Annotated in this window: 26 protein-coding genes; 14 read left to right on the top strand and 12 right to left on the bottom strand. The window is 65.2% G+C overall.

The window, feature by feature from the left end:
* The first annotated feature begins 118 nt into the window (after positions 1–118).
* The 4 genes from ACTJLF_RS20425 to ACTJLF_RS20410 are packed head-to-tail and all read left to right on the top strand — an operon-like array spanning position 119 to position 4,557.
* Entirely contained in the window at positions 119–835 is a 717-nt protein-coding gene (locus ACTJLF_RS20425) for a DUF3348 domain-containing protein (protein WP_019656944.1), read from the top strand.
* On the top strand, positions 832–3,201 hold the full coding sequence (locus ACTJLF_RS20420; RefSeq protein WP_440883814.1) for a DUF802 domain-containing protein: 2,370 nt from the start codon (positions 832–834) through the stop codon (positions 3,199–3,201). The genes ACTJLF_RS20425 and ACTJLF_RS20420 overlap by 4 nt, the downstream gene beginning before the upstream one ends.
* On the top strand, positions 3,201–3,872 hold the full coding sequence (locus ACTJLF_RS20415; RefSeq protein ID WP_184606398.1) for an OmpA family protein: 672 nt from the start codon (positions 3,201–3,203) through the stop codon (positions 3,870–3,872). The genes ACTJLF_RS20420 and ACTJLF_RS20415 overlap by 1 nt, the downstream gene beginning before the upstream one ends.
* Complete coding sequence (locus ACTJLF_RS20410; protein WP_440883813.1) at positions 3,865–4,557, top strand: DUF2894 domain-containing protein; 693 nt, start codon at positions 3,865–3,867, stop codon at positions 4,555–4,557. Before ACTJLF_RS20415 ends, ACTJLF_RS20410 begins: the two co-directional genes overlap by 8 nt.
* Positions 4,558–4,573: 16 nt before the next feature.
* On the opposite strand, the gene ACTJLF_RS20405 is transcribed toward ACTJLF_RS20410, so the two are convergent.
* The 4 genes from ACTJLF_RS20405 to ACTJLF_RS20390 all read right to left on the bottom strand — a co-directional run bounded on the left by ACTJLF_RS20405 (position 4,574) and on the right by ACTJLF_RS20390 (position 6,705).
* On the bottom strand, positions 4,574–5,116 hold the full coding sequence (locus ACTJLF_RS20405) for a C40 family peptidase (RefSeq protein ID WP_132754848.1): 543 nt from the start codon (positions 5,114–5,116) through the stop codon (positions 4,574–4,576).
* 173 nt (positions 5,117–5,289) lie between these two features.
* A complete protein-coding gene (locus ACTJLF_RS20400; protein WP_019656939.1) occupies positions 5,290–5,577 on the bottom strand; it encodes an HU family DNA-binding protein in 288 nt (95 codons plus the stop codon).
* 216 nt (positions 5,578–5,793) lie between these two features.
* Positions 5,794–5,994 carry a hypothetical protein gene (locus ACTJLF_RS20395; RefSeq protein WP_440883812.1) on the bottom strand — a complete coding sequence of 67 codons (201 nt, stop codon included), beginning with the start codon at positions 5,992–5,994 and terminating at the stop codon, positions 5,794–5,796.
* Positions 5,995–6,078: 84 nt separating this feature from the next.
* Positions 6,079–6,705 carry a DUF938 domain-containing protein gene (locus ACTJLF_RS20390; RefSeq protein ID WP_440883811.1) on the bottom strand — a complete coding sequence of 209 codons (627 nt, stop codon included), beginning with the start codon at positions 6,703–6,705 and terminating at the stop codon, positions 6,079–6,081.
* A gap of 208 nt (positions 6,706–6,913) precedes the next feature.
* Here ACTJLF_RS20390 and map point away from each other — a divergent pair, with 208 nt between their 5' ends.
* Entirely contained in the window at positions 6,914–7,660 is a 747-nt protein-coding gene (map, locus tag ACTJLF_RS20385; RefSeq protein WP_019656936.1) for a type I methionyl aminopeptidase, read from the top strand.
* Between the two features lie 54 nt (positions 7,661–7,714).
* Here the strand turns inward: map and ACTJLF_RS20380 are convergent, their stop codons facing one another.
* The 4 genes from ACTJLF_RS20380 to ACTJLF_RS20365 form a co-directional block, all read right to left on the bottom strand.
* Positions 7,715–8,530, bottom strand: coding sequence for a class I SAM-dependent methyltransferase (locus tag ACTJLF_RS20380; protein ID WP_440883810.1), 816 nt, complete (start codon positions 8,528–8,530; stop codon positions 7,715–7,717).
* 238 nt (positions 8,531–8,768) lie between these two features.
* Positions 8,769–9,587, bottom strand: a complete 819-nt coding sequence (locus ACTJLF_RS20375) for an ABC transporter permease (RefSeq protein ID WP_440883809.1) — start codon at positions 9,585–9,587, stop codon at positions 8,769–8,771.
* A 4-nt stretch (positions 9,588–9,591) separates the two neighbouring features.
* A complete protein-coding gene (locus ACTJLF_RS20370; RefSeq protein ID WP_184606314.1) occupies positions 9,592–10,440 on the bottom strand; it encodes an ABC transporter permease in 849 nt (282 codons plus the stop codon).
* Positions 10,441–10,549: 109 nt separating this feature from the next.
* On the bottom strand, positions 10,550–11,578 hold the full coding sequence (locus ACTJLF_RS20365; RefSeq protein ID WP_019656932.1) for an ABC transporter substrate-binding protein: 1,029 nt from the start codon (positions 11,576–11,578) through the stop codon (positions 10,550–10,552).
* A 306-nt stretch (positions 11,579–11,884) separates the two neighbouring features.
* Between ACTJLF_RS20365 and ACTJLF_RS20360 the strand changes: the two genes are divergently transcribed.
* The 4 genes from ACTJLF_RS20360 (at position 11,885) to argE (ending at position 15,234) form a co-directional block, all read left to right on the top strand.
* Positions 11,885–12,298 carry a RidA family protein gene (locus ACTJLF_RS20360; protein WP_019656931.1) on the top strand — a complete coding sequence of 138 codons (414 nt, stop codon included), beginning with the start codon at positions 11,885–11,887 and terminating at the stop codon, positions 12,296–12,298.
* A 5-nt stretch (positions 12,299–12,303) separates the two neighbouring features.
* A complete protein-coding gene (locus ACTJLF_RS20355) occupies positions 12,304–12,978 on the top strand; it encodes a DUF1028 domain-containing protein (protein WP_354412676.1) in 675 nt (224 codons plus the stop codon).
* 67 nt (positions 12,979–13,045) lie between these two features.
* Complete coding sequence (locus ACTJLF_RS20350) at positions 13,046–14,056, top strand: LysR substrate-binding domain-containing protein (RefSeq protein ID WP_440883808.1); 1,011 nt, start codon at positions 13,046–13,048, stop codon at positions 14,054–14,056.
* Entirely contained in the window at positions 14,053–15,234 is a 1,182-nt protein-coding gene (gene argE / locus ACTJLF_RS20345) for an acetylornithine deacetylase (RefSeq protein ID WP_440883807.1), read from the top strand. Before ACTJLF_RS20350 ends, argE begins: the two co-directional genes overlap by 4 nt.
* Positions 15,235–15,353: 119 nt before the next feature.
* Here argE and ACTJLF_RS20340 read toward each other — a convergent pair whose 3' ends face one another.
* Positions 15,354–16,604: a flavin-containing monooxygenase gene (locus ACTJLF_RS20340; RefSeq protein WP_440883806.1), complete on the bottom strand. Its 1,251-nt coding sequence runs from the start codon at positions 16,602–16,604 to the stop codon at positions 15,354–15,356.
* A gap of 267 nt (positions 16,605–16,871) precedes the next feature.
* Between ACTJLF_RS20340 and ACTJLF_RS20335 the strand changes: the two genes are divergently transcribed.
* Genes ACTJLF_RS20335 through ACTJLF_RS20315 form a run of 5 tightly spaced genes read left to right on the top strand, consistent with a single transcriptional unit; the run spans position 16,872 to position 21,085 of the window.
* On the top strand, positions 16,872–18,002 hold the full coding sequence (locus tag ACTJLF_RS20335; RefSeq protein ID WP_019656926.1) for an ABC transporter ATP-binding protein: 1,131 nt from the start codon (positions 16,872–16,874) through the stop codon (positions 18,000–18,002).
* Complete coding sequence (locus ACTJLF_RS20330) at positions 17,999–19,009, top strand: NAD(P)H-quinone oxidoreductase (RefSeq protein ID WP_440883805.1); 1,011 nt, start codon at positions 17,999–18,001, stop codon at positions 19,007–19,009. Before ACTJLF_RS20335 ends, ACTJLF_RS20330 begins: the two co-directional genes overlap by 4 nt.
* Positions 19,010–19,014: 5 nt before the next feature.
* Positions 19,015–19,629, top strand: coding sequence for a glutathione S-transferase (locus tag ACTJLF_RS20325; RefSeq protein WP_440883804.1), 615 nt, complete (start codon positions 19,015–19,017; stop codon positions 19,627–19,629).
* An 11-nt stretch (positions 19,630–19,640) separates the two neighbouring features.
* Positions 19,641–20,129: a type II 3-dehydroquinate dehydratase gene (locus ACTJLF_RS20320; RefSeq protein WP_019656923.1), complete on the top strand. Its 489-nt coding sequence runs from the start codon at positions 19,641–19,643 to the stop codon at positions 20,127–20,129.
* A 2-nt stretch (positions 20,130–20,131) separates the two neighbouring features.
* A complete protein-coding gene (locus ACTJLF_RS20315; RefSeq protein ID WP_440883803.1) occupies positions 20,132–21,085 on the top strand; it encodes a 2-hydroxyacid dehydrogenase in 954 nt (317 codons plus the stop codon).
* Between the two features lie 64 nt (positions 21,086–21,149).
* Here the strand turns inward: ACTJLF_RS20315 and ACTJLF_RS20310 are convergent, their stop codons facing one another.
* The 3 genes from ACTJLF_RS20310 to ACTJLF_RS20300 all read right to left on the bottom strand — a co-directional run.
* Complete coding sequence (locus tag ACTJLF_RS20310) at positions 21,150–21,860, bottom strand: phytanoyl-CoA dioxygenase family protein (RefSeq protein ID WP_440883802.1); 711 nt, start codon at positions 21,858–21,860, stop codon at positions 21,150–21,152.
* Between the two features lie 240 nt (positions 21,861–22,100).
* Positions 22,101–25,610: a DUF4020 domain-containing protein gene (locus ACTJLF_RS20305; RefSeq protein WP_440883801.1), complete on the bottom strand. Its 3,510-nt coding sequence runs from the start codon at positions 25,608–25,610 to the stop codon at positions 22,101–22,103.
* 443 nt (positions 25,611–26,053) lie between these two features.
* Positions 26,054–26,355 (bottom strand): hypothetical protein (locus ACTJLF_RS20300; RefSeq protein WP_440883800.1); only part of this gene is annotated, 302 nt, incomplete at its 5' end.

Below are 26,355 nucleotides of genomic sequence, written 5' to 3'. Positions count from 1 at the left end.
AGGCATTTCGTTACACAGCCAGCGCCCCGCGCAGGCGCCGGGAGAGCCTCGGACTGAGGGTGCTGTTGTAGACTGCCGGGTTTTTCGGTCAGGCGCCGTCAGACGCGTCCAGGAGGTTATGGGGCAAGTTTTCAGGCGCACAAGTTTCAACGGCTCGGCGCTCATTCGCTTGCTTTCCCGACTGGCCGAGGCTGATGTCCGCGAACCCGCAAATCCCACCGCCGACCGGCTGAGCCAATGGTTCGGCTGGACCGACGCGATCTCGCTGTCGGCCGCGCTCGACGGCGCGCCCGCGATGGCGCAGGCAGGCATCCGGGCTCCCCGCAACACCGAAGAAAACGAATGCAGCCGCGTGCGCACCGCGCTGGCCAATGCCATCGTCGAAGACAACACCTTCGGCGCCGGCAAGGACGCAGCCTCCGACTTCGCCCCCTACCGCCGCCGCTACCTCGCCCGGCAGCAGGCCATGGAAGCCGGCGTGGGCTCGCTGCGCAGCAGGCTGCGCTCAGCCATGGCCGCCAGGTCGCCCGCGATGGCGCGGCTGGCCTCGGTCGACGTGGTGATGGCGCAGGTGCTGGAAGCACGCGAGCACAGCCTGCTGTCGGCCGTTCCGGGGCTGCTGGAGCGGCATTTCGAGCGGCTGCGCAAGGCGGCCGCCGCCGAGGCGGCGAGCGAGGAAGACGAGGCGCAGCCTGCCGCCCCGCCCTCCGACGCATGGCTCGACACCTTCCGCAAGGACGCGCAGGACGTGCTGCTCGCCGAACTTGATTTTCGATTTCAACCGGTCGAAGGGCTGCTCGATGCCCTTCGCACCCAGGCCACCAGGACCCCATGACCCGATTCCTTCAATACGCTGTGTTTGCCGCCGGCCTGGCCGTCGTCGGCTGGGTGGGCGCCGGCTACATCGGCACCAACTCGCTGGCGCTGGCCGTCACCCTGATCGTCGGTGCCTTCTACATCCTCGGCGCGCTGGAGCTGCACCGCTTCCAGCAGGCCACCGGCACGCTGACGCAGGCCGTGTCCAGCCTCTCCGCGCCGCCCCAGAACCTCGGCGCGTGGCTCGACGGCCTTCACCCTTCGCTGCGCAACCCGGTGCGCCTGCGCATCGAGGGTGAGCGCGTGGGCCTGCCGGGCCCGGCGCTGACGCCCTACCTCGCCGGCTTCCTGGTGCTGCTGGGCATGCTGGGCACCTTCATCGGCATGGTGGTCACGCTACGCGGCACCGGCATCGCGCTCGAAAGCTCGACCGATCTGCAGACCATCCGCGATTCGCTATCGGCCCCCGTCAAGGGCCTGGGCCTGGCCTTCGGCACCTCGGTGGCGGGCGTGGCCGCATCGGCCATGCTGGGCCTGGCCTCGGCGCTGAGCCGCCGCGAGAGGCTGCAGGCGGCGCAACTGCTCGACACCAGGATCGCCACCGTGCTGCGCCCCTTCTCGCAGACCCACCAGCGCGAAGAATCGTTCAGGCTGCTGCAGCAGCAGGCCCATGCCATGCCCGAGCTGGTCGGCCAACTGCAGGCCATGATGCTGGCGATGGAACGCCAGAGTCAGGCGCTGAACGAGCGTCTCGTGGCCGGGCAGGACAGCTTCCACAGCAAGGCCGAGGCCGTCTACGGCAACCTTGCCGCTTCGGTCGACCAGTCGCTCAAGCACAGCCTCACCGAAAGCGCGCGCGTCGCGGGCGCGGCGATCCAGCCCGTGGTCGAAGCCACCATGGCCGGCATCGCGCGCGAGACCGTCGCGCTGCACGACACCATCTCGAAGACGGTCCAGCAGCAGCTCGACGGCCTCTCCAGCCGCTTCGAGGCCAGTACCACCCGCGTGGCGGACACCTGGAAAAGCGCGCTCGCGGAACACCAGCGCACCAGCGAAGCCCTGGCCGGCGACATGCGCGGCTCCCACGACAACTTCGCGCAGACCTTCGAGCAGCGCTCCGCCGCGCTGGTGGAGAGCGTCTCCGCCCGCCTCGAAAGCGCCGTGGGCAATGTGTCCGACAGCTGGAGCAGCGCGCTCGCACAGCACCAGCGCGTGAGCGAGAAGCTCTCGGGTGACGCGCACCAGGCCCTGTCGACCGCTGCAGCGGCCTTCGAACAGCACTCCGCATCGCTGCTCCAGTCCATCGACAAGTCGCACGCCTCGCTGCAGACCGAGCTGGCATCGCGCGACGAACAGCGCCTTGCCGCCTGGACGCAGTCGATCACCGCCATGGCCGCCTCGCTGCAGCAGGAATGGCAGCAGGCCGGCGCGCACAACGCGAGCCAGCAGCAACAGCTGCTCGACACCATGGCGCAGACCGCACGCGAGATGCTGGCCCAGACCGAGGCGCACGCGAAGAACACCATCGCCGAGATCGAGAAGCTGCTGCAGGCCGCATCCGAGGCACCGCGCGCCGCGGCCGAGATCGTGTCGCAGATGACCTCGCGCGACGAGCAGCGCCTCTCGGCCTGGACGCAGTCGCTCACCGACATGGCCGCCGCGCTGCGCCAGGAATGGCAGCAGGCCGGCGAGCACAGCGCGAGCCAGCAGAAGCAGCTCATCGACACCATGGCGCAGACCGCGCGCGACATGTCCGCGCAAACGGAGGCGCATGCCAGGAGCACCGTCGCCGAGATCGCCCAGCTGCTGCAGGCGGCGGCCGAAGCGCCGCGCGCCGCCGCCGAGGTGGTGACCGAGCTGCGCCAGAAGCTGGCCGACGGCATGGCGCGCGACAACGCGATGCTGGAGGAGCGCAGCCGCATCCTCGAGACGCTCTCCACCCTGCTCGATGCGGTGAACCACGCCTCCACCGAGCAGCGCACCGCCATCGACACGCTGGTGTCGGCGTCGGCCGAGATGCTGGAGCGCGTGGGCAGCCGCTTCACCGAGCGGGCCGATGCCGAGTCCGAGAAGATGGCCTCGGTCGCCGCTCAGATCACCGGCAGCGCCGTCGAAGTGGCCAGCCTGGGCGAGGCCTTCAGCCTCGCGGTGCAGCTCTTCAGCCAGTCGAACGACAAGCTCGCGGCCCACCTGCAGCGCATCGAAGGCGCGCTGGGCAAGTCCATCGCGCGCAGCGACGAGCAGCTGGCCTACTACGTCGCGCAGGCGCGCGAGGTGATCGACCTGAGCATCATGTCGCAGAAGCAGATCGTCGAAGACATGCAGCAGATCGCCGACCGGCAACGCCAGCTGCCGCAGCAAGCGCCCGCGGACAGCGAAGCATGATCCGCGACGACATCGAGGCCGGCTTCGACGAACCGGGCGTGCCCGTGTGGGCGGTCTTCGGCGACCTCATGGCCGGCCTGCTCGGCGCCTTCGTGCTCATCCTCGTTTGCGCGATCGGCATGCAGCTCGAACTCGCGTCGAAGCTGGAAACCGAAGTCAAGCAACGGCAGGCCGAGGCCAAGCGATTGCAGACGCTCGAACAGGCATTGGCTGCACCGCTGGCCGCCGGCCGCGTGACGCTGACCAACGGTCGCATCGGCATCAGCGGCAACGTGCTGTTCGCCTTCAACTCCGCAGAGCTGCAGCCCGAAGGCCGCCAGCTGCTCAGGAGTCTCGCCGCGCCGCTGACCGCCTATCTCAAGTCGCGCGACGAGATCCTGATGGTGAGCGGCTTCACCGACGACCGGCAGATGCGCGACAACGCCCGCCAGTTCGCCGACAACTGGGAGCTCTCGGCACAGCGCGCGCTCACCGTGACGCGCGCGCTGATCGAATCGGGCGTTCCGTCGTCGTCGATCTTCGCGGCGGCATTCGGCTCCGAGCAGCCGGTTGCGTCGAACGCCGATGCCGATGGCCGCTCGAAGAACCGCCGCGTGGAGATGGCGCCCACGCCGCGCCCGTCGAACGGCGGCACCAGCAACGCCAACGCCAACGCCAAGCCCCGTGACTGAAACCGAAGGCAGCGAAGCCGCACGCGACGTCGGCGCGCTGGTCGCCGCCGCCCTCGCGCGCGGCGAGCAGCGCTTCGACCCCGTGCGCTTCCGCTTCATCGAGGCGATGGCCAGGCGGGCCGCCGCGCACGGCGGCGAGGCACGGCAGATGCTGGACGACAAGGTGGCGGCGCTTCTTGCGGCCTACGAGGAGGATCTGACCAAGGCGCAATCCGAAAGCCCGGAACCGCAAGAGCAAAAGGCGACCGTGGAACAGAGTGCTCTTGCGGAACTCGTCGAGCACATCGCGCAACATGCGCCGGTGCCGGGCAATGCCCCGATCGCACCGACTCCCGCAAAGGCCGGCGCCGCGGCTGCAGCCTCACCCGCAGCGCCCCCGCCCGAGCTCAAGTCGATCCGCTACTTCCAGAGCACGTGGTCCCGGCTCAGTGCCGACCGGCGCCTGACGCAATCGCTGTCGAAGGTGCCCGAGAACGCCGGCCCGCTCAACTCGCACCACCTCGTGCACCGCTCGCTCACGCTGATGCGCGACATCTCGCCGGAGTACCTCAACCGGTTCATGGCGTATGTCGATGCGCTGTCGTGGGTCGAACAGTTGAATGCGGGGGGAAATGCCGGTGCGGCAGCACCTGCAGGTGCCGCAGGCTCACCCGCGAAGAAGAGCGGCAGAAGCAGGCCGGGCTGAGCCGACGCGCTTGCGTCTATGGCCGCCGCGCCTGCACCACCTGGCGCGACCAGTACACGCCATCGAGCCGGTCGAGCCGCACAACGCCGCCCGTCGAAGGCGCATGCACGAAGCGGCCATTGCCCACGTAGATGCCCGCATGCGAAGGCGTGGAGGCGCCGAACAGGACGAGGTCGCCGGTGCGAAGCTCCGACATCGGCACCGGGGCGCCGAAGCCCGCCATGCGCGCCACCGTGCGCGGCGGAGCCTCGCCGACGCTGTTGAGATACACGTAGCCGATGAGCCCGCTGCAGTCGAAGCCGCCGTCGGGCGTGTTGCCGCCGTAGCGGTACGGCGTGCCGACGAGGCCCAGGGCGTGGATCGCGACGCTGTTCGACTGCTCGGGCGTCAGCAGGCTCGTGCCGCCGATCACGGCGCCGGGGCTGCCGCCTTGCCGGGGCCCGGGCGGGCCGCTGGCACAGCCGATGAACAGGAGGCAGGCTGCTATCGAAAGAAGCCGAAGCAGCCACTGCTGCGAGGTGGTGGGGGATGAGGGTGTCGGCACAGGCGCGTCGTACATGTCGGATGGCTGGGCTCGTGAACCTGCACGAACTCTAGCGCGGAATGCGACGGTTTCCTGAAGATGGCCGCCCTCCGCGGCCTGCACTGCGGCGCGGACGCCACGGAGGGGTTGCGGGCAAGGGGCCTGTGCATGCCCCTTGCGCGTTCTTTGGGGTCTATTTTCCTGGCTGCTTACTCGGCAGCGGGCGCGTTGACCGCGTCCTTCAGCGCCTTGCCGGCGGTGAACTTCGGCGCCTTGCTGGCCTTGATGGTCATCTTCTCGCCGGTCGAGGGATTGCGCCCTTCACGCTCGGGACGGGCAGCCACGGCGAAGGTGCCGAAGCCGATCAGTTGCACCGTGTCGCCCTTTGCCAGGGCGCGCGACAGGTTGTCGATGACGGAATCGAGCGCGCGAGCGGCATCGGCCTTGCTGAGGTTGGTGTCCGTGGCGACGGCGGCGATGAGGTCGGTCTTGTTCAAAACGGATGTTCTTTCTTGCTTGAATCGATGGTGAAAAAAACGGTGGCGCGAATGCGCACCGGGCTTGAATGTAATCGCGCTCGCGGCAAGCGGTGGAGCGCCGATGCGTTTCAAAAGTGAAACATCGTGATCGATGCACGGGGGTGCGCAGAAATCGGGCATCGGGGCGAGCAACGCGAAGGCATTGCCCGCCGCGTGCAACAGGCCCATTGCCCTTCAGCGCTCGACACCCTTCTTGATGCGCGAGCGCCGATACAGCCAGTTGCCTGTCACTCCACCGGCAACAACACAAAGGGCCTGGACCAGCAAGGCGATCATGAAGGAATCGGAGAGGTCGTACTCGCTGCGCGCCATGTTCATCTCGTACCAATGGCCAATCGCGGTCAAGACGAAATTGGAGACGAGGCCGAACAGCAATGCGCCTGTGGCGATGAAAAGAATTCGAGGCCCCGCGCGCTGATCGGCAAGCTACCCGACTTCCAGGACCTGTCAGTGGAGCGTTCAAGTCAAGCCAAAGACCAACAACAGATTGTTCGCCGGCATCCCATGCCTCTCCCGCAACACAAGCCCCGCCCGCTGCGCCTCCGCCGCCACATCCTCCAGCCGCCGTATCCCCCACGCAGGATTGCGCCCGCGCAGGTCTTCGTCGAAGGCCAGATTGCTCGGCGCCGTCGGCACGTCGTCCTCGAAATAGGGGCCGTAGGTGACGAGCACACCGCCGGAGCGCAGATGCCGCGCCGCGCCCTGCATCAGCCCGACACACGCGGCCCAGGGTGCGATGTGGATCATGTTGGCGCAGTAGATCGCGTCGAACTTGTCCTGCCCTTGCGGGAAAGATGAGCCTTGCGAAGGCCATTGAGGCGCCGTGACGTCGAGCAGGATCGGCGGCCGAAGGTTGGGCAGTGCGGCCCGGGCAACGCGCGTGGCAATGCCGGGCAAGGCGCGCTCATCCCCATCGGTGGGCTGCAATGTCCATCGGCCCAGCGCGGTGGCGAACCAGACGGCATGCTGGCCGGTGCCGGAGGCGATCTCCAGCATCGCGCCCTCTTCGCCGAGGATGCCGGTCAACGCGTCGAGGATGGGCTGCTTGTTGCGTTCGGCGGCGGGGCTGTGGGGAAGGTCGGGCATGGGTGCGACACCTGAATGAAGGGTGACGAGGGATGAGTGGGAGCGGCTGCGGCCCAGCAAGAATATTCGAATGGCCGGTAAAGATGCCCGGAAATTCGATGTGCATATGACAATGCACTCCATCCGCGCCGTTCCATTGCATTGAAGGGCGCCTGCCCGGCGGGCCATCCGTCGCCCCGCGCCCCCTCTTTCTCAAGGACCGACAGACATGACCATCGAAACCCAGGACGACGTGGTAGCCCTCCAGCGCATCGGCCGCATCGTCTCGCTGACGCTGCAGCGCATGCTCGATGCAGCGGAGCCCGGCATGACCACGCGCGAGCTCGACCTGATCGGCCAGCGGCTGCTGGAGGAGCACGGTGCGCGGTCGGCGCCGAAGCTCACCTACAACTTTCCGGGCGCGACCTGCATCAGCATCAACGAAGAGGCCGCGCACGGCATTCCCGGTGACCGCGTCATCCGCGCCGGCGACGTGCTGAACGTCGATGTGTCGGCCGAGCTCGGCGGTTACTTCGCCGACACCGGCGGTACCACGGTGGTGCCGCCCACCAACCCGCAGAAGACCCGCCTGTGCCACGCCACCCGCACCGCGCTGGCCGAAGCGATGAAGACCGCCAGGGCCGGGCAGCCGATCAACCGCATCGGCGCCGCCATCGAGCGCACGGCCAAGGCCTACGGCTTCAAGGTCATCGAGAACCTCGCGAGCCACGGCGTCGGCCGCGCGCTGCACGAGGAGCCCGAGCACATTCCGGGCTACTTCGATCCCTCGGACACGCGCACGCTGCACGAGGGCATGGTCATCACCATCGAGCCCTTCCTGTCGACCAAGAGCCGCATCGTCACCGAGGCTTCCGACGGCTGGACGCTTGCGGGCGTGAAAGGCAACCTGTCTGCGCAGTACGAGCACACGATGATCATCACCAAGGGCGCGCCCATCGTCGTCACGACGCTTTGATCGAAGGGCCGATCGGGCGCCGAAGACAGCGCCCTCGCCTCCTGCCCTGCCCGGCTACCCCGACGCCACGATCACATGCGCCTGGATCTTGCCGGCCACCGGGCCTTCGCCGTGGCGGCTGGCGATGACCTGCGCCGCCCGGTCCGTCGCCGCCTGCAGCGCCCCGGCATCGCGCGCCTCGATCTCGTTGCGCAGCGGCGTTCCCTGGCAATAGGCGGTGGCAACGTCGCGCGCCGAGGGTGAGCGGCTTGTCTTCTCGCGCGTCTCGATCTCGATGCTCGTGAAGCCCGCGCGGCCCACATCGCTGCGGATCAGCGCCACGTCGTGGTAGCCGTGCGGCGTGCGCGCCAGAAAGCGCGGAGGGTCTTGCGGAAAGATCTCCGCGACGGCGCTGGTGACTTCGTCCGCAAAGGCGTTGTCCTCGATGCGGTCCCACACGGTGAACACGAAACGCCCGCCCGGCCTCAGCACGCGGCGCGCCTCGGCATAGCCGGCGGTGCGGTCGGGGAAGAACATCGCGCCGAACTGGCAGAAGACGACGTCGAACGAGGCGTCTTCGAACGGCAGCCTGAGCGCGTCGGCCTGCCGCCATTCGATGTCGATGTTGCTGCCGCCCTGGCGGGTGGCGGCGTAGTCGAGCATGGGCTGGTTGAGGTCGGTCACCACGTAGCGCGTACCCATGCCCAGCCTTGGCGCCAGGGCCCGCGTGACCACGCCGCTGCCTGCGGCCGTCTCGAGCACCGCGCTGGGGGAAAAGGCTGCGACCAGCTCGGCCGTGTCGGCAGCGTAGGCCTCGAAGATCAAGGGGACCATGAGCGTGTCGTAGAGCCGTGGGATCGAGCCTGCGAAGAGCTTGTCGCTTTCGGTCATGGGATGGCTCCTTGAAATCTGGACCTGCCTGGTACCCAGGATGCCCTGGAGCGCACTGGAGCGCCCTTGGGTGCCCTGTTCGAGTTACCCAGCTCGTGTACGAGCCAAGCGGCCTCGACAGGCGCGCCACCGTATCGGGCATTGGCGACGCTGTGCGATGGTGGCCCTGTTCGCAGGCCCCGTCAACGCCGCGACCTGGAGCGCTCGCGGCGGCGCCCAGCCGCGTGCGCAAGGACCTTCATCGATCCTCGATGTTCAGGATCTTGCCCAGGCCGAGGAAGTAGTTGGCCAGGGCCAGCACGGTGGCCGTGACCGCGATGTAGACCACCGACAGCGCCGCCAGCGTCGGGTCGGCGAACTCGCGAACGTAGTTGTACATGGCCACGGGCAGGGTCTGCGTGTCCTGCGTGGTCACGAACAGCGACGCCGTGAACTCGCTGAACGACATGATGGCCGCGAACAGCCAGCCGCCGAAAAGCCCTGGCGCCAGCAGCGGCACAGTCACGGTCAGCAGCACCTTGAGCGGCGAGGCGCCCAGGCTGGCTGCGGCCTGCTCCAGGCGCTCGTCCAGGTTCTCCATCGACACGTAGACGCTGCGCATCACGAAGGGCAGCACCAGCATCACATGGCACAGGATGGCGATGCCCCAGCCGCGCTGCACCGAGGCCTGCGACACCAGGATCAGCAGGCCCAGCCCCAGCGTGAAGTGCGGCACCACCAGCGGCGAATGCAGGATGGTCAGCAGGGTCTGCTTGCCCTTGAATTCCATCCGCTTCGCTGCGATGGCCAGGCAGGTGCCGATCACCAGCGCCAGAAACGACGACCAGCCGGTGATGACCAGGCTGGCCTTGAAGCCATGCTGGAAGTCGGGGTAGCTGAACACCCGCGCGAACCATTGGAGCGAGTACGACTCGGGCGGGAAGGTGAGGATGGCCTTCTCGTTGAACGCGGCGATGGTGACCACCACCACCGGCAGCAGCACGAAGCCCAGCAGGATGGCGATCAGCAGGGGGCCCGCGATGCGCAGCGGAAGCGGCAGGGCGCTCTTGATCTTCATGGTGTCAGTGGCCTCCAATGGCCTTCAGCCGCCTGGTCAACTGGCCCAGGGCGAGCAGCGCGGCAGCGGTCAGCAGCAGGCCGACCACGCTCAGGCTCGCGGCCAGCGGGAAATTCATCGACGAGAAGCCGAGCTGGTAGACCAGCGTGGACACCGTCGGCACGCGGCCGCCGCCGATCATCTGCGGCGTGGCGAAGGCGCTGAAGGTCCAGGCGAAGGCCGTGGTGATGCTGGCCAGGATGCCGGGCATGGACAGCGGCAGCGTGACCGTGAGGAAGGTCTTGACCGGACCCGCGCCCAGGCTTTGCGCGGCCTTCTCGTAGTCGCGGTCGATGTGGGAGATGGCGGTGGCCAGCATCAGCACCACCACCGGAATGGTCACGTGCACCAGCGCCACGAGCACGCCCAGGTGGGTGAACATGAGCTCCAGCGGCCATTCGATGAGGCCGAGATGGCGCAGCACGCCGTTGATGAAGCCGTTGCTGCCCAGCACCGCGATCCACGAGTAGGTGCGCACGATCTCGCCCAGGAACAGCGGCGTGATCGACACCACGAGGATGAACGACTTGAGCGCACGGTTGCGCACGCGCACCAGCGCATAGGCCAGCGGATAGGCGACGAGCAGCGAGAACACCGTCGTCTCCACGCTCAGCAGCAGGGTGTTGGCGAAAGCGGCGAGATAGATCGACTTGGTCAGTCCGCTGAAGTTCTCCAGCGTGAGGCCGCCCACGTCCAGCGAGCCGGGCACGAAGGCGCGGAAGCTGAACTGCAGCACGGCCAGCAGCGACACGGCGATGCCCGCCGCAACAATGACGGCCGGGGACACCAGCCAGGCCCGTAGATCGGAACGCATTCCTGCCCTTCCCAACAACAACAACTTCTTCAGATGCTCGATCGTCGCGGGGAGACCGGCGCGGCGAGGGCCGCGCCGTTCTCCCCGGCTTGCATGCTCCAGCGCGGGATCAGTTCATGATGTTCTCGGTGAACCACTTGCGCCATTCGGCGGTCTTCTCGGCGCGCAGCTTGTTGTCGATCACGATGGCCTGGGTGTCCCACTGCTCCTTGGTGGTGAACACGCCGGGCAGCTTGGCGTCCTCGGCCGAGACCTTCGCGTTGGTGACCACCGGGCTGGCCTTCTTGGAGGCGACGATCTTCGACTGCACGTCGGCCGACAGCGCGATGTTCAGGAACTTGTAGGCCAGGTCGGCCTTGGTCGTGCCCTTCATGATGGCCATCGTGTCCACGCCGAGCACGGCGCCTTCCTTGGGCATCACGACCTTGATCGGCACGCCCTGGCTGGCCATGTGGTACGCGTTCATCGACAGGATCACCTCCACGGGCGTCTCGCCGGTGGCGATCAGCTGCTGGGCGTTGGCGTCGTTGGTGTAGAAGGCCTTGAAGTTGGGCTTGAGCGCCTTGAGCTTTTCCTGGCCCTTCTCCCAGGTGGCAGCGTCGCCGCCCGAGAGCATGGCCGACACCGCGATGATGTGGCTGGGGTCGAAGTCGGGCGCGCTGAGCTTGCCCTTGAGCGCCGGGTTCCACAGGTCGTTCCAGCTTTCGAGCTTGATGCTGGCGGGCACCAGGTCGGGGCGGTAGCCGATGGAGTAGACGTACGCCCAGCTGCCGATGTGGTACGGGCTGATCTTGGCCCGGTCCACCAGGTTGGCGTAGTTCGGGATCTTGGCCGTGTCGATCTGCTCGAACAGGTTGCTGTTCACATACAGCCAACCCACGTGCGAGGTCGTGAAGGTGATGTCGCTCTCGGGCTTGGAAGCCAGCTTGGCCTTGTTCAGGCGATCGATGGTGCCGCCGGTCACGTACTTCACGGGCACGCCGGTCTGGCGGGTGAATTCCTTGCCGATGTTGTCGTCGATGAGGTCACGGAAGCTGCCGCCCCAGGTGCTCACCACGAGCGCGTTGTCCTGTGCCCAGGCGGTGGTGCCGCCCAGCGTGACGGAGAGCGCGCACAAAGTCAGAAGCTTGCGAATCATTGATTGAACCTCGATCGTAAAAGTTGAACATCTGCCGGTACTGCGATTGCGGGGCGCCCTGCAAAACCTTCGGCACGTGCAGCACCTGCATCACGGGGCCGGATCATAGGAATGGCTTACGTCGCGGCCTAATCGCCTTTTACGTACAGGTGGCTCAAATTTTCCGAGGGCCCCGGCGCGCGCGCCGCTCGGAAATTCCTAAACGGTCGCACGGAAAAAACAAATGGCGCCAACGGCCGGCGCCGACGACCATGCCGGTCCCGGCGCCATCGGCGTCTCATGCCCCCAGCCTCCCCTGCAGCGACCATGAAGCACACCCGCATCCGTCCTTTCAACACCAAGGTCACCTACCCGGAACAGAAGCTGGACAACGACCTCTGCCAGGCCGTCGTCGCCCGCGGCCGCACCGTGTTCCTGCGCGGGCAGATCGGCCAGAACCTGGAAACCTCCGAGAGCGTATGCATCGGCGACGTCGCCGGGCAGGCCGAACAGGCCATGTCCAACATCGCCATGCTGCTGGAGGAAGCCGGCGGCGAACTGCAGGACATCTGCAAGATCACCATCTACATCATCGACCCGCGCTACCGCGAGGCCGTCTACCTCGTGGTCGGCCGCTGGCTCAAGGGCGTGTTCCCGGTGTCCACCGGCATCGTGGTCTCGGCCCTGGCCCGCCCCGAATGGCTGGTGGAGATCGACGCCACCGCCGTCATCCCCGACTGAACGCCATGACCTTCTCCATCGTTGCGCGCTGTCCCGCCACCGGCCAGTTCGGCGCGGCCGTGGCCTCCTCGTCGCCCGCCGTGGCGTCGCGCTGCGTGCGCGGCCGTCGTGGCGTGGGCGCCGCCGCCAGCCAGAACATCACCGACCCCGACCTGGGACCGATGCTGCTCGACCTGATGGCCGCCGGCAACACGCCCGCGCAGGCCGTGGCGCAGCTGCAGCAGCAGCGCCCCTTCATCGACTACCGCCAGCTCATGGCCATCGACGCGCACAACCCGCCTGTGGTGTTCACCGGGGCCAACGCGCTGGGTACCCTGGCGAGCGTGGTGGGCACGCACGCGGCCTGCGCCGGCAACATGCTGCGCAACCGCGAGGTGCCGGCGGCCATGCTGGCGGCCTTCGAGAAGGCCGAGGGCGCGCTCGCCGAGCGCCTGATGCAGGCCATGCTCGCCGGCCAGGCGGCCGGCGGCGAGGAAGGCCCCGTGCATTCAGCGGGATTGCTGGTCTACGGCACGCAGAACTGGCCCGTGGTCGACCTGCGGCTGGACTGGGTGGAAGCCGACCCGGTGCAGGCGCTGTACGCCACCTGGCAGGTCTATGCGCCGCAGCAGGAGGCCTACGTCACGCGGGCGATCGACCCGCGCGCGGCACCCAGCTTCGGTGTGCCGGGCAATCCCTGACGCAGGGGTGTCGCTACACTGGCGCGGTCGCTTCCGCGCCGCGCGTGGCGCGCCTTCCTGTTCCGATATGCTCAACCGCGTCTCCCTGCGCCAGATGGAGTACTTCGTCGCGACGGCCAAGTACGGCAGCATCGCCGCGGCCTCCGCGCAGATCCACATCTCCTCCCCTTCGATCTCCGCGGCCATCGCGCACATCGAGAGCGAACTCAACGTCCAGCTGTTCGTGCGCCATCCCTCCAAGGGACTGGGGCTCACCGCCATCGGCACGCTGGTGCTGAACCAGTGCCAGGACGTGCTCGAACGCTCCTCGCGCCTCTACGAGATCGCTTCCGACTCCGGCGACGTGATGCAGGGCCCGCTGCGCGTGGGCAGCTTCCAGTCGCTGACGGCCATGATCGCGCCCGAGGTGATCTTCCGCTTCGCGCGCGCCTTCGAGCGGGTCGAGATGCAGATGGTGGAGGGCGACCAGGAAGTGCTCATGAACAAGCTGCGGTCGCTCGAGATCGACGTGGCCCTGACGTATGACCTGCGCCTGGACGACGACATCGAGTTCGAGAGCCTGGCCACGCTGCCGCCCTACGTGCTGGTGAGCGAACTGCATCCGCTGGCGCAGCAGAAGGCCGTCACCTTCGAGGAGCTCGCCCCGCAGCCCTTCGTGCTGCTCGATTTGCCCATGAGCCGCGACTACTTCACCTCGCTGTTCGCCAGCGTCGGGCTGACACCCAACATCGTGGCGCGTTCGCGTTCGGAAGAGGTGGTGCGCTCCATGGCCGCCAACGGCATCGGCTATGCGCTCTTCAACGTTCGGCCCAAGTCCAACCTGTCGCTGGACGGCAAGCGCATGGTGCGCGTGCGCCTGGCCGGCAAGCACCGCCCCATGCTCCTGGGGCTGGCCACCTACAAGCCGATGAAGCAGTCGCGACTGACCCAGGCCTTCATGGACCGCTGCCGCGCCTACATCTCCGACCAGTACATCCCGGGCATGAGCGCGGCGAGCTTCTTCGATCCCCATCCCGTGGCGCCCGAGACGCAAGAAACGCCAGTCTCGCGAAACGCGCCGCCTTCGCAAAAACCATGACCACTGAACGCTCCACCAGCGTCTCCAGCGTCTCCCTGCTGGAGACGCTGATCGCCTTTCCCTCCGTCTCGCTGCAACCCAACCACGGGCTCATCGCCGCGGTGCAAGACATCCTCTCGGCCGCCGGCATCGCCTCCACGCGCGCGCCGGACCCCGAGGACCCGCGCCGCACCAACCTGTTCGCCTCGGTCGGCCCCGAGGGCGTGCCCGGCGTGCTGCTCTCCGGCCACACCGACGTGGTGCCCGTTGAAGGGCAGCCCTGGACATCGCCGCCTTTCGAGGCCACCCACAAGGACGGCCGCATCTACGGACGCGGTGCGGCCGACATGAAGGGCTTCGTCGCCTGCGCAGTCACCGCCATGGTGGCTGCCGCCGGACGGCCGCTGAAAAGGCCGCTGCAGCTGGCGCTGTCTTTCGACGAGGAGATCGGCTGCGTCGGCGTGCGCCATCTGCTGCGCCGGCTCGAAGGCCATCTGCCGGCGCCGTACCTGTGCATCGTCGGCGAGCCCACGCTGATGCGCATCGGCACCGGCCACAAGGGCAAGGCCGCCTACCGCGCGGTCTGCTGCGGCGAGGCCGGTCATTCGGGCCTCGCGCCGCAGTTCGTCAATGCCATCCACATGGCCAGCGACCTCGTGGCCTCGGCGCGCGAAGTGCAGCGCGAGCTGGCCGAAAGCGGCCCGCGCGAAGAAGGCTACGGCGTGCCCTACTCCACCGTGCACGTCGGCACCATCCAGGGCGGCCGCGCACTCAACATCGTGCCCAGCGAATGCACGCTGAACTTCGAGATCCGCAACGTCTCGCAGGACGAGCCGGCGCGGATCCTCGAACGCATCCTGCAGAACCTGGCCGCGCGCGTGAAGCGCGAGGCCCAGCACGCCGACGCACCGCTGCCCGAGGTCACGCTGCAGAACAGCTACCCCAGCCTGTCGACACCGGAAGACGCGCCGGCCGTCGGCCTGCTGCGCGGGCTGCTGCCCGAGGGCACGCCCACCACCAAGGTCGACTACGGCAGCGAGGGCGGCCTGTTCCAGCAGAGCTGGCAGCAGACGCCCGTGCTGGTGTGCGGCCCCGGCAGCATCACCGTGGCGCACAAGGCCGACGAATACGTGGAGCTGTCGCAGCTGCAGGCCTGCGACCGCATGCTGGCCGGGCTCGTCGACTTCCTCTGCCGCTGATCGGATAGATCGATAGATCAGCCGGGTCGCACGATGCCGCGGCCCACGGCGCGCATCGAATGACGAAGGCCGCCGGATCGCAGGATCCGGCGGCCTTCTCAATCACGCACCGTGCGCGATCAGCTCTTTTCGTAGGACATGTAGCCCCGCTGCAAAAGGATGTGGTCGGCGATGTACTTGGCGTCGTGCCACACGCCGTAGATGAACGACGAGGCACGGTTCACCAGGTTCGGCAGCCCCAGGAAGTAGATGCCGCTTTCGGCCGAGATGCCGCGCTTGTGGTACGGCTCGCCGTTCTCGTGGAAGGCATTGACCTGCAGCCAGCTGTAGTCGAACTTGAAGCCCGTGGCCCACAACACGGTCGTGATGCCGGCCTCGCGCAGGTTCAGGCTCAGCGTGGGCTCGGTCAGGCATGCGGGGTCGGGCAGAAGCTCCCAGGCCTCGGGCTCGGGCGGGAACGGCAGGCCGTTCTGCTCGATGTACGCATCGGCTTCGCGCAGCACGTCGAAGTAGGCCTGGTCACCCTCGGCCACGTTGCGGGCCAGGCCTTCGGCGAAGCGCATCACGCCGCCCTCGTAGGACTCGGTCAGGCCCACCAGTTCGATGCCCGCATGCGCCAGGCGCCGGAAGTCCACCGTGCGACCGCCCTCATAGCCGCTCACGGCAAAGGCCACGTGCTTCTTCTTCGGCTTGATGCGGACTTCGTCCCACAGGCCGAGCGCGCCAAGCCACCAGCAATAGTCGCGGCCGCGGTATGAGCGCGGCGGACGGTAATGCTCGCCCACCGACAGGTACACCTTGCGGCCGGCCTGGCGCAGCTCTTCGGCGATCTGCGAGCCCGAAGCGCCCGCCCCGACCACCAGCACCGCGCCGTCGGCCAGCTGGCCCGGGTTCTTGTAGGCCGATGAATGCAGCTGCGCGACCGGCGCATCGGCCGGCACGATGGCGGGATAGGCCGGGATCTGGAACGGGCCGGTGGCCGCGACCACGTTCATCGCCTCGATCACGCCTTGCGAAGTGCTCACCTTGAAGCCCGGTCGGCCGACATGGCGCTCGACGCGCTGCACCTCCACACCGGTGCGAACGGGGGCCTTCAGCATGGCTGCGTAGTCCTCGAAGTACTGCGCCATGCGTTCCTTGGGCGGAAAGGCCTCGGGCGAGATGCCCTCGAACTTCAGCCCCGGAAAGCGGTCGTGCCAGGCCGGGCCGTTGGCGACCAGCGAATCCCAGCGCTCCGAACGCCAGCGCTCCGCGATGCGATTGCGTTCCAGCACGAGGTGCGAGACACCCATGGCCGCCAGATGCTCGCTCATCGCGATACCGGCCTGGCCTGCACCGACCACCAGGGTATTGATTTTCTCCACAGACATTTGATGTTCCTCAGGATGATCGACGGGGCTGTTTCGGCCAGGCAGGCCGGCGCTGCCACACACCGATTGGGGGCCGAGTCTGATGAAGGGCATGGCGTTTGAAAATCATGTTTTTCAGACGCAAGGCTTAGGAAAAAGCGAAGCGCGGCCGCCACGCCCGCAAGACGTTGCGCAACGCTGGAGAAAGCGCCTGTTTCGTTTTTTCCGAGGGGCCGGCTCAATATCTGCAAATGCCCGATGGCAGCCGATTGACTTATCGTTTCGGCCATGAATCCTGTCCCTCCCGAGCTCGGCCCCAATGCGGCCGATGTGGCCGTCAGCATCGAAGGCGTGGTCAAGAAGTACCACGACCAGACCGTGCTGCGCGAGGTCTCGCTGAAGATCCGGCGCGGCGAGTTCCTCACACTGCTGGGGCCTTCGGGCTGCGGCAAGACCACGCTGCTGAACCTGATCGCAGGCTTCGCCGAGGCCGACAGCGGCGAGGTCTTCATCGACGGCCGCCCCGTCACCAGCGACCCGCCGCACCTGCGCAAGATCGGCCTCGTGTTCCAGAACTACGCGCTGTTCCCGCACATGACGGTGGAGCGCAACATCGGCTACGGCCTGCGCATGCAGGGCGTGCCCACGGACGAAGCGGCCAGGCGCATTCGCGATGCCATGGCCATGGTCAAGCTCGACGGCCTCGGCCACCGCAAGCCGCGCGAACTCTCGGGCGGCCAGCAGCAACGCGTGGCACTGGCGCGCGCGCTCGTCATCCAGCCCAAGGTGCTGCTGCTCGACGAACCCTTCTCGGCCCTCGACAAGAGCCTGCGCGGCTCCATGCAGGTGGAGATCCGCGAGATCCAGCGCCGCCTGGGCCTGACCACCGTGTTCGTCACGCACGACCAGGGCGAGGCGCTGGCCATGTCCGACCGCATCGCGGTGATGTCGGCGGGCGTGATCCGCCAGATCGCGCCGCCGGCCGAGCTCTACCAGAGCCCGCAGGACCCCTTCGTCGCGTCCTTCCTGGGCGACGTGAACATCCTGCCGGCCTACTACCACGGCAAGGGCGCGGGCGACGTGCAGCTGCGCCTGGGCTCGGGCCTCATCAGCCTGTCGCAGGACCGGCTCGTGCACGCCTCGCATGAAGGCGAGCGGCTCGACGTCTACGTGCGGCCCGAGCACCTGCGGCTGGAAAACCTGCACCCGGCCTCGGTGCTCAGCGGCACAGTGGTCAACCACGTGTTCCAGGGCGACCACATCAACACCTTCGTCGACGTCGACCTGCCGATGACGGCACGCCAGATCGTCACCGTGCGCAGCCCGGGCCTCACGGCCATGCGCCAGTGGCCGGTCGGCTCGGTGGCGGGACTGGCGCTCGCACCTGAAGGCGTGAGCGTCTTCAGCCCCCAGCCATGAACGCCATGACCGAAGCGCTGCCCTCCACCATGCAGGCCATCGTGGCCCGCGAACCGGGCGATGCCAGCGTGCTCGTGCTGGCCGAGCGGCCCGTGCCGCAACCCCGCCCCGGCGAGGTACTGCTGCGCGTGCTGGCCGGCGGCATCAACCGACCCGACATCATGCAGCGACAAGGCATCGCCAAGCCCGCGCCCGGCGTCACCGACGTGCTGGGGCTCGAAGTCTGCGGCGAGGTCGTCGCCTGCGGACCGGGCGTCGACCCTGCGCTGCGCGGCACGCGGCGCATGGCGCTCGTGCCCGGCGGCGGTTATGCGCCCTGGTGCGTGGCCGCGGTGGACCATTCGTTCGCAGTGCCGGCCCGCCTGTCCGACGCAGAGGCCGCGGCCCTGCCGGAAGGACTGTTCACCGTCTGGCACAACCTCTTCGAGCTGGGCCGGCTGGCCATGGGCGAGACCGTGCTGATCCACGGCGCCACGGGCGGCATCGGCTCGCTCGCGGTGCAGATGGCGCATGCGGCCGGCTGCACCGTCATCGCGACCGCAAGCGACGAGGCCCGCTTTGCCGATCTGAAAGCCATGGGCGCAGACCTCGCAATCTGCTGGCCCGCCACCGACTTCGTGCAGGCCTGCCTCGACTTCACCGGCGGGCGCGGCGTGGACGTGGTGCTGGACATCGTCGGCGGCGACTATGTGCGCCGCAACCTGCAGGCCATGGCCTTCGGCGGCCGGCACGTGAGCCTGTCTTTCATGCAGGGCTCCGCCGTCACGGTCGAACTGCTCACGCTGATGCAGCGACAGCTGAGCCTGCATTCGTCCACCATGCGCCCGCAGACGCATGCCGAGAAGGCGCGCATGGCGCAGGCCATCTCGCGCCACGTGCTGCCGCTGCTCGCCAGCGGACGCATCGCGCCGCGCCTGCACGCGCGGCTGCCGCTGGCCCAGGCCGCACAGGCCCATGCGCTGCTGGAGAGCGGCCAGGTGTTCGGCAAACTCGTCCTGGAGCCTTGAGCATCATGCGACTGCTGTACGCCCCCACCTCGCCCTTCGTGCGCAAGGTCATGGTCTGCGCCCACCTGAGCGGCCAGGCCGAACGCATCGAGTGGCTCGACAGCGCCGCTCATCCGGTGCGCCGCGACAACCGCATCGCGGCGCACAACCCGCTGGCGAAAGTGCCCACGCTGATCCTGGACGACGGCGAGTCGCTCTACGACAGCCGCGTGATCTGCGAATACATCGACAGCCTGGGCAGCGCCGGCATCTTTCCACCGGCCGGCCCCGCGCGCTGGAAGGCGCTCACGCGCCAGTCGATGGGCGACGGCCTGCTCGACGCCGCTTTGCTTGCGCGCTACGAACTCACGGCGCGGCCCACTGAAATGCAGTGGCCCGTCTGGCGCCAGGCGCTGCTGACCAAGGTCACGGCCTGCCTGGGCGCCATCGAGGCCATCGCGCCGGAGCTGGCAACGGCTGGCCCCACCATTGGCGAAGTCGCCATCGGCTGCGGCCTGGGCTACCTCGACTTCCGCTTTCCAGAACTGGACTGGCGCGCCAGCCATCCCGCCGCAACGCGCTGGTATGCCGGGTTCGCGCAACTGCCCGCCATGCAGGCCACCCTTCCCCACGAAGCCTGAGAGCACCCACGATGAGCAACACCACCACGCTTCCTCCCCTCACGGTCTGGTTTCTCAACGGGCCCAACGCCAACCTCTATGGCCTGGATGCCAACAAGACCTACGGCAGCGACAGCTTTCCGGTGCTGCAGTCGCGCTGCGAGCAGAAGGCCGCCTCGCTGGGCGTGGACCTGCGCTTTCTGCAAAGCAACCACGAAGGCCAGCTGATCGACTGGATCCAGGAGGCACGCGGCGTGGCCGACGGCATCGTCATCAACGCGGCCGGCCTCACCTACACATCGATCGCCATACTCGACGCACTGCTGGCCTTCCCCGGCAAGATCATCGAGGCCCACATGAGCAACATCTGGAAGCGCGAGCCCTTCCGCCACCACTCCTTCATCTCCAAGGCGGCCCATGGCGTGATCGCAGGCCTGGGCGGCGACGGCTACGAGTTCGCGATCGAGGCCGTGGCACGGCTGGTTCGCAGTGCCAGCGAACAGCAGCAGAAGAGCGCCTGAAGATGGCACAGCAGCAGCAGCGCCTCGGCACCCTGGTCTTCTACAGCGACTTCGACGACTTCGGCGCCTGGCAGAAGGCACTGCAGGCGCAACTGCCCGACCTGCAGGTGGTCCACTCCAGCGCCCTCGAGCGGCCCGAGGACGTGCACTACGCCATGGTGTGGAAGCCGCCAGAGGGCTTCTTCCAGCAGATGCCGAACCTGCGGCTCATCGTCAACCTGGGCGCCGGCGTCGACGCCCTGGTCTCGCGCAGCGACCTGCCGGCAGGCATCCCCATCACGCGCATCACCGATCCGAACATGTCTCGCATGATGGCCGGCTACGTGCTGTTCGCCGTGCTGCGCCATGCGCGCGACATTCCCCACTTCGAGCAGGCCCAACGGCGCGGCGAATGGGCCTACCGCCACCCGCGCTCGCCAGAGGAAATCACGGTGGCAGTGCTCGGCCTGGGCCACCTCGGCGCCATGGCCGCAACCGAAGTGCAGCGCCAGGGCTTCAGAACGCTGGGCTGGTCGCGCAGCCAGCGGCTGATCGAAGGCGTGGAATGCTTCTGTGGCATCGAGACGCTGGACACCGTGCTCGGCCAGGCCGACATCGTCGTGCTGATGCTGCCGCTCACGCCGCAGACCAAAGGCCTTTTCGACCACGCACGGCTGGAGCGCCTGCGACCCGGCGCCGCCTTCGTGAACGTGGCCCGCGGGGCGCTGGTCGATCAGGCTGCGCTGACTGCGCTGCTGCAGAGCGGGCATATCGGCAGCGCGACGCTGGATGTGTTCGAGCGGGAGCCGCTGCCGGCCGGTGATCCGCTGTGGGGAATGCCTCAGGTGCTGATCACGCCGCATCTGGCTTCGGTTGCGATTCCCTCTTCGTCTGCGCGGCAGATTGCGGCGAATATCCAGCGTGTGGCGGAGGGGGAGGAGCCGACGGATGTGGTTGATCCGGGGCGGGGGTATTGAGGGTTTGGGTTGAGAGGGCCGCCAGAGCGGGCGTGCCCTGTTCAACGTCGTGATGCGGAAGGGCCTAGCGCGAAGGCCCGTCGAAGAAAAAGCGCGTCGTGGCCATCATCCGCACGTTCTTCGTCGAGTTGACCGATGGCGTGTGCAGCACGCGCAAGTCCATCAGGAACACGTCGCCTGCGCGGCCGGACATTTCGATGATCTCGATGCCTAGCCGATGCAGGTTGCCCCTCAGGTCGCCGGGGGTCTTCAGTACTTCGCGCAGTTGTGAGGACGTGGGCATGCCCTGCGTGTTGACGCGATGCGAGCCGGCCAGTGCCAGCGTTGCGCCGCCTCCTGGGGCTACGTCGTCGATGAGGAAGAAGGCCTGGATTCCGGGTAACGGGCCTTTGGGGTTTGCGGAGATGTCGACGTGCCAGCTCAGGTTTTCGAGTGTCGAGGCGCCTTGGTTGGGCGGGGACAGGAGTAGTTGTGTCTCTTGAATGCTGGATGGGGCACGGCCACCTAGACGAGCGATGTAGTCGATCAGTTCGGCATTGGCCAGCGTTTCATGCAAGCCCGGAACCTTGACAAGCGCGGACAGCTTTCCGATCTGTTGAAAGACAGGGAGCTTTTGCAGAGAGCTCGCCGAACCTTGTCCTCCTCGCTGTGAGCTCAGCCGCTTGAACTCATCGAGCAACTTTCCCCTGATGCCGGCAACCGCCTTCTTTGAATGGAAGCCTTCCAGTCGCTGGTGTCCGCTGTCAATGAAAAAACTTTTCTGAGATTGGTTCATAGCTATTTCTGCAGCAGCAGGCGGAGAGTGGACGTGACGCCGCAGAGTCAAGCGTACTGCGCTGCCGCGCACAGTGACGAGGCCTGCATTTGCGGTCAAGCAGCAGTCACCGGGCCCGCTTTTCCGCATGTCGGCTTCAGACTGCTTGCAGCCTTTAATGAAGAGTGCGGAACGACTGCTATCGCCCGAATCAGCTATTTGCGGTCATCCCCTCTTTAGGCAGGAGATGATTTCCTTTACTCACACCGCTCCAGCACGAACCAGGGCTTCGGCCAGTGATCTTTTTTGATCGTCCGTCAATCCAACCAGCCGAGTGGCAATTTCTTTCAGATATGCAGTTTGATAGCCAAGTTCGCAGCTAGACAAGAACACAAGCAGACTTGCGGTCTCGCTAGAGAACCGAACAGGTAGGTCAGTTTCCCTTAGTTGGAAGAGCAGACTACTGTGCTCGAGATTCACAGGGGGTCCGACAGTCGCCAACTTCACACCGGCTGGATACGCCTCATCAAGGTCAAGAAGCCAGTCAAGCATCTGCGCCCTCTCATCATTGCTGAGCGGCGCAGGAACTGCTTCACTGCGCTGAGACCAGTACTGCCTAAGCCAGCCTTTCCACAACTGCTGCTTTGCCTCTACGGCCAGATGCTTGAGCAGATAGCCAACGTAAGAAGAAAAAGCGACATGATCCGAGCCGTCGCCATACTTGAAAAGAGTCGGTATCAGATCCTTCGTTGGATCTGGGGCATGAAAAACTGAAAGAGTCGCAAGAAGTTTTATGAAATTTTGGCGTCGGGGAGCGAGATCTTTGTGAAGCCGCTCCATGGCGGTCAAACAGGCCGGCAACAATGCCTCCGCGAGATCCGGATACATACGCCCCCATACTAGAAAACCGTCCCACGCCTGTCGGAAGCGTGCCGAATCCTCATCCGAGAACAAGGGAAACAGGTGCTCCTGAACCCACTCTTCGTCCACCCCGAACAGAAATCCCGTTTGCCCTGCAAGCACCGACCGAGCAAGACCACCATTTACGGTTCTGTCTTCAATCATCATATTGAACCTGGCCCGATATGAATCGGGCAGTACTCGTTCTGCACCAACGGCACCGCTTAATAGAAGCGATAGAGCATTTATCCAAAATTCTGCGAGGACGCCCGCAGGACGATTAATGGCGATTTGAAGCCAGTCATCGATCACTTCATCCGCATCTGTATCGCCGAGTGATCTCCATGTTTCAAGTGCAACGGCATCGGCTTCTCTAAGGATTTCCGTCGCGAACGGTTTTCCTTGGTTCTTCACAATTGCGAAAAGCAGGTTAGCACTGTCGTGTATGTGAAAAGCGTAAAGCTTCATCTTTGACACGATAGACAAGAGTTCGCGCCAAGTCTCAACATCCAGATCAGCCTCGGACCAGCCTCGCATGATGGCGGGCCATAGGTCAGAACTACAGAGGGAGCGAGATTCAAGAGCAGCTGCTAGAGCCAATCCCCAAGCTCCGTTGGTTTTTGTCGCTTCGCGAACGGCTTCAATCAGCCCTGGCCGATCAGGGCCAAGAAAAGTCTCCCCTTCAAAGGTCAACAGTGCATCAAGCTGGTCCGCAGCCGGAGAGGCGAGAAGTTCGTCGATTGACCAAGGGCTTTGCGGCCCCACCCATCCAGCGGGGCCGGACCAATGTGTGAGGTCTGGATGATCCGAAGCCCTCCACTCAACATGAACCGCTCGAATCTTGTCCAACTCGATCCGCGCCAAAGAACAATCCGCCTTCGCTCTGCTAAGCCATGACAGCCAGTCAAAGTGCGCTCGTTCCGTACGGATGGCACTGGACTGCTCTCCGAGAGCTGAACTCTGATGTGACATCACGGCATCGACAACCTTCTTGCGCGTTGCGTCGACTGCAAGAGCGTAGTTTTTCCCTACAAGCTGATAGACCTCATGGTGCTCGTTCAAACCGTATAGGCCAATGCGATCTACAAGCCATTCCAGCCGCATCTCGGCGGACATCCCAGGGTGTATGGAGATGGCATGAATCGCTAGGCGGCGCAAGACAGGCACGTCATACATTAAAAAGGTCTCGATCCAGTTGCTCGCCGCATCTGGATCATCGGTCGCTAGGAACTCGATGGCGTCACGCGCGGCGTCAATCAAGACATCGACAGGCTCGGGAAACCTGTCTTGTTCATGCGGCTCTATCGCTGATCGGCGAAAGCTTACCGGATCCCACGTATCGGAAGCGGCATCCCACGCCAGCAAATCCGCTCTGATCACGAGAAATTGACGTGACACTTCAGCCAGAAGTTGGGAGGTCACTTGAGCAAGATGAGGCTTTATGTACTTGATCCAGACCTCATTGAGGCTCCAGTGATTGCTGTCAAACACATGCTCCGCCGATAGAGCATTATTTTGGGTACCGTCGTCTTCTTGACTCCAAGAGAAGCGAGACTTTAGAAGCAGACGGTGCCTGCTCATGGAGATGAAAACTCGCAACGCAAGCTGTGCATCGCCGGTTGCTGCACACCGGCCCGCCAGCCAAGACATTGCATGTGGATCCAGGCGACTAGGAGCGCACGCCAGAAGAATGCCTGTCCAGCGCCGCAGCAAGGGTAGCTCCAGCGTCGTCTCCTTGCTCAGACCAATCTCTCGCATCAAGCTCCACCACAAACTTGGGTGAAGAGCTTGGCCGTTGGCAGAGAAAACCTCGAACACTACTTCTGGGTGCCCATTAGCAAAATTCTGCGCGAGCCAAGTAGCAAGGAGTTCTCCGCATTCGTCCAGTTCTCCAGGGCGAAAGAGCGACGCAAGGTACTTGCGAGCCCCTAACCATCTGAGCCAATCCGTAGATTTGCAGACCTGCAAAAAGAGGCGCAATAAGTGAACCTCGCGAAGAGCCTGTTCGACCTCCCCAACTGTTTCGTCATCAACGGGGGGATTTCGCCCAGCTATCTCCACCAGACGAGCCTGCCAGTCAAGCGCACCACGAACAGCGCGGTTGGCGAGGCGATCGAGCCCGTCGTACAGATCCGAATACGCCAATTCTCCATGGCCTTTTTTAAATAGGACAGGCGTAATTCCGAGCAGGTCCCATTTCTCGCCATTTTCAGTTAGCGCAAATCTCCCAGCGAGAGCATCCACGGGCAGCGAGCGTGCTAGATACGTCATGACAACGTCGTCGTGGCTGTAACCCACGAAGAGGACCGTGAATCGGCGAAAGACATCTACGAGAAACCTCCGGGCCCAGCCCTCAGTCAAATATCCACGACCAAAATCAGCGTCAGTGAGGACCATCTCCTCGGGTCGGCTCAATGCTCCGTGCACATGCACAATTCCCGCAAATGAATGTCCAAGCGGGAGTGCTGGAGCGCTATAGATGGTTGGCTGCTTGCCGAATTGCTCGACATAGGCCGTCGTGAAGTGCTGATCGAAGTTGGTAGTGACAAGCCTGACTTTTTCACCCGTTCCAAAGAGGCGTAGAAGATTTCGATGAAGGGCATTCGGTGCACTGCCTGGAGGCGAAAGACGATCTGCCGCACGCATATGAACATGCACCTGTTTGTGCTGAAGCCGACCAAGAAACCTATCAAGAGGTTGTTCGACTTCGAGTCCGGTTCCTTCAGCAATTTGCTCTGCAAGCCGCCAGAAGCTTGCCAAATTTGATGGTGGGCCCATTGACACACCTGCTCCAGCAAAAATAACCAGATTGTTGTCGCGTAGCGCATCGAGGATGCGTTCATCAAAGTCGATACTTCCCAGCTTGGCCATCCGCTCACTCTCCTCGTTTTAAACTTTATTGGTGTACGTCGATATCCGGGTCCGAAGCTTACTGAATCAGGTCACTTGGGATCTTTCGCCGCATCTTTTTTCACCTTCGGCAAGGGGCTGTCGAACCAGATGAGAATTCACCCCGATAGAGGATGGGCGTCAAAATAGTAGTGCCTCTGTGCCCGTCGCGACAGCCAAACCTACCGATTCAGGCGAACAAAGAGGGAGACGCCCTTGGAGGGGCGGCTTATTTCTACTGCATCCTTGAGGTCAGTAGTGCGCCAACCTACTACCCGAAGTAGTGTCGAATAGCTGCTTCAATCTAGGTGTCGCAAGCTCCGGACCCAACGACAGCAACCGCTGCAAAGCGGAAGCGTGCAAAGAAAACGAAGAATCACATCGAGCGCCAAGCCATCTTCAGAGACTCGGCGCCCCAAGCCCGGTCACCCAGCCGGACTAATCTCCTGATAAAGCGCCACAGCCTCCCGCGCCAAATCCGAAGCAATCCAAAGCAGATTCTCCCGATGCGCCTCCCCCGCATCCTGGAACCATCCGTCGCCGGCGCCGTAGAAGCACCAGAGCAGCGAGTTCAACTGTTCCAGCTTGTTCTCCAGAAGACCTGCCGGGTCCCGTGTTGTGGTGGTCGTTGCGTCCGCAGATGCCGGCTTTGCTGCGCCGGCCATAATTCGTTTAGACATCATGGTCGCGCTGCTTGCGAAGCGGCCGGTCTCCGCTGACGTAGGTT

The sequence above is a fragment of the Variovorax sp. 22077 genome, from assembly GCF_052044195.1.
Lineage (GTDB): Bacteria > Pseudomonadota > Gammaproteobacteria > Burkholderiales > Burkholderiaceae_C > Variovorax > Variovorax atrisoli.
Note: the sequence above shows the minus strand (reverse complement) of the source record. Positions and strands in the feature narration are given on the sequence as shown.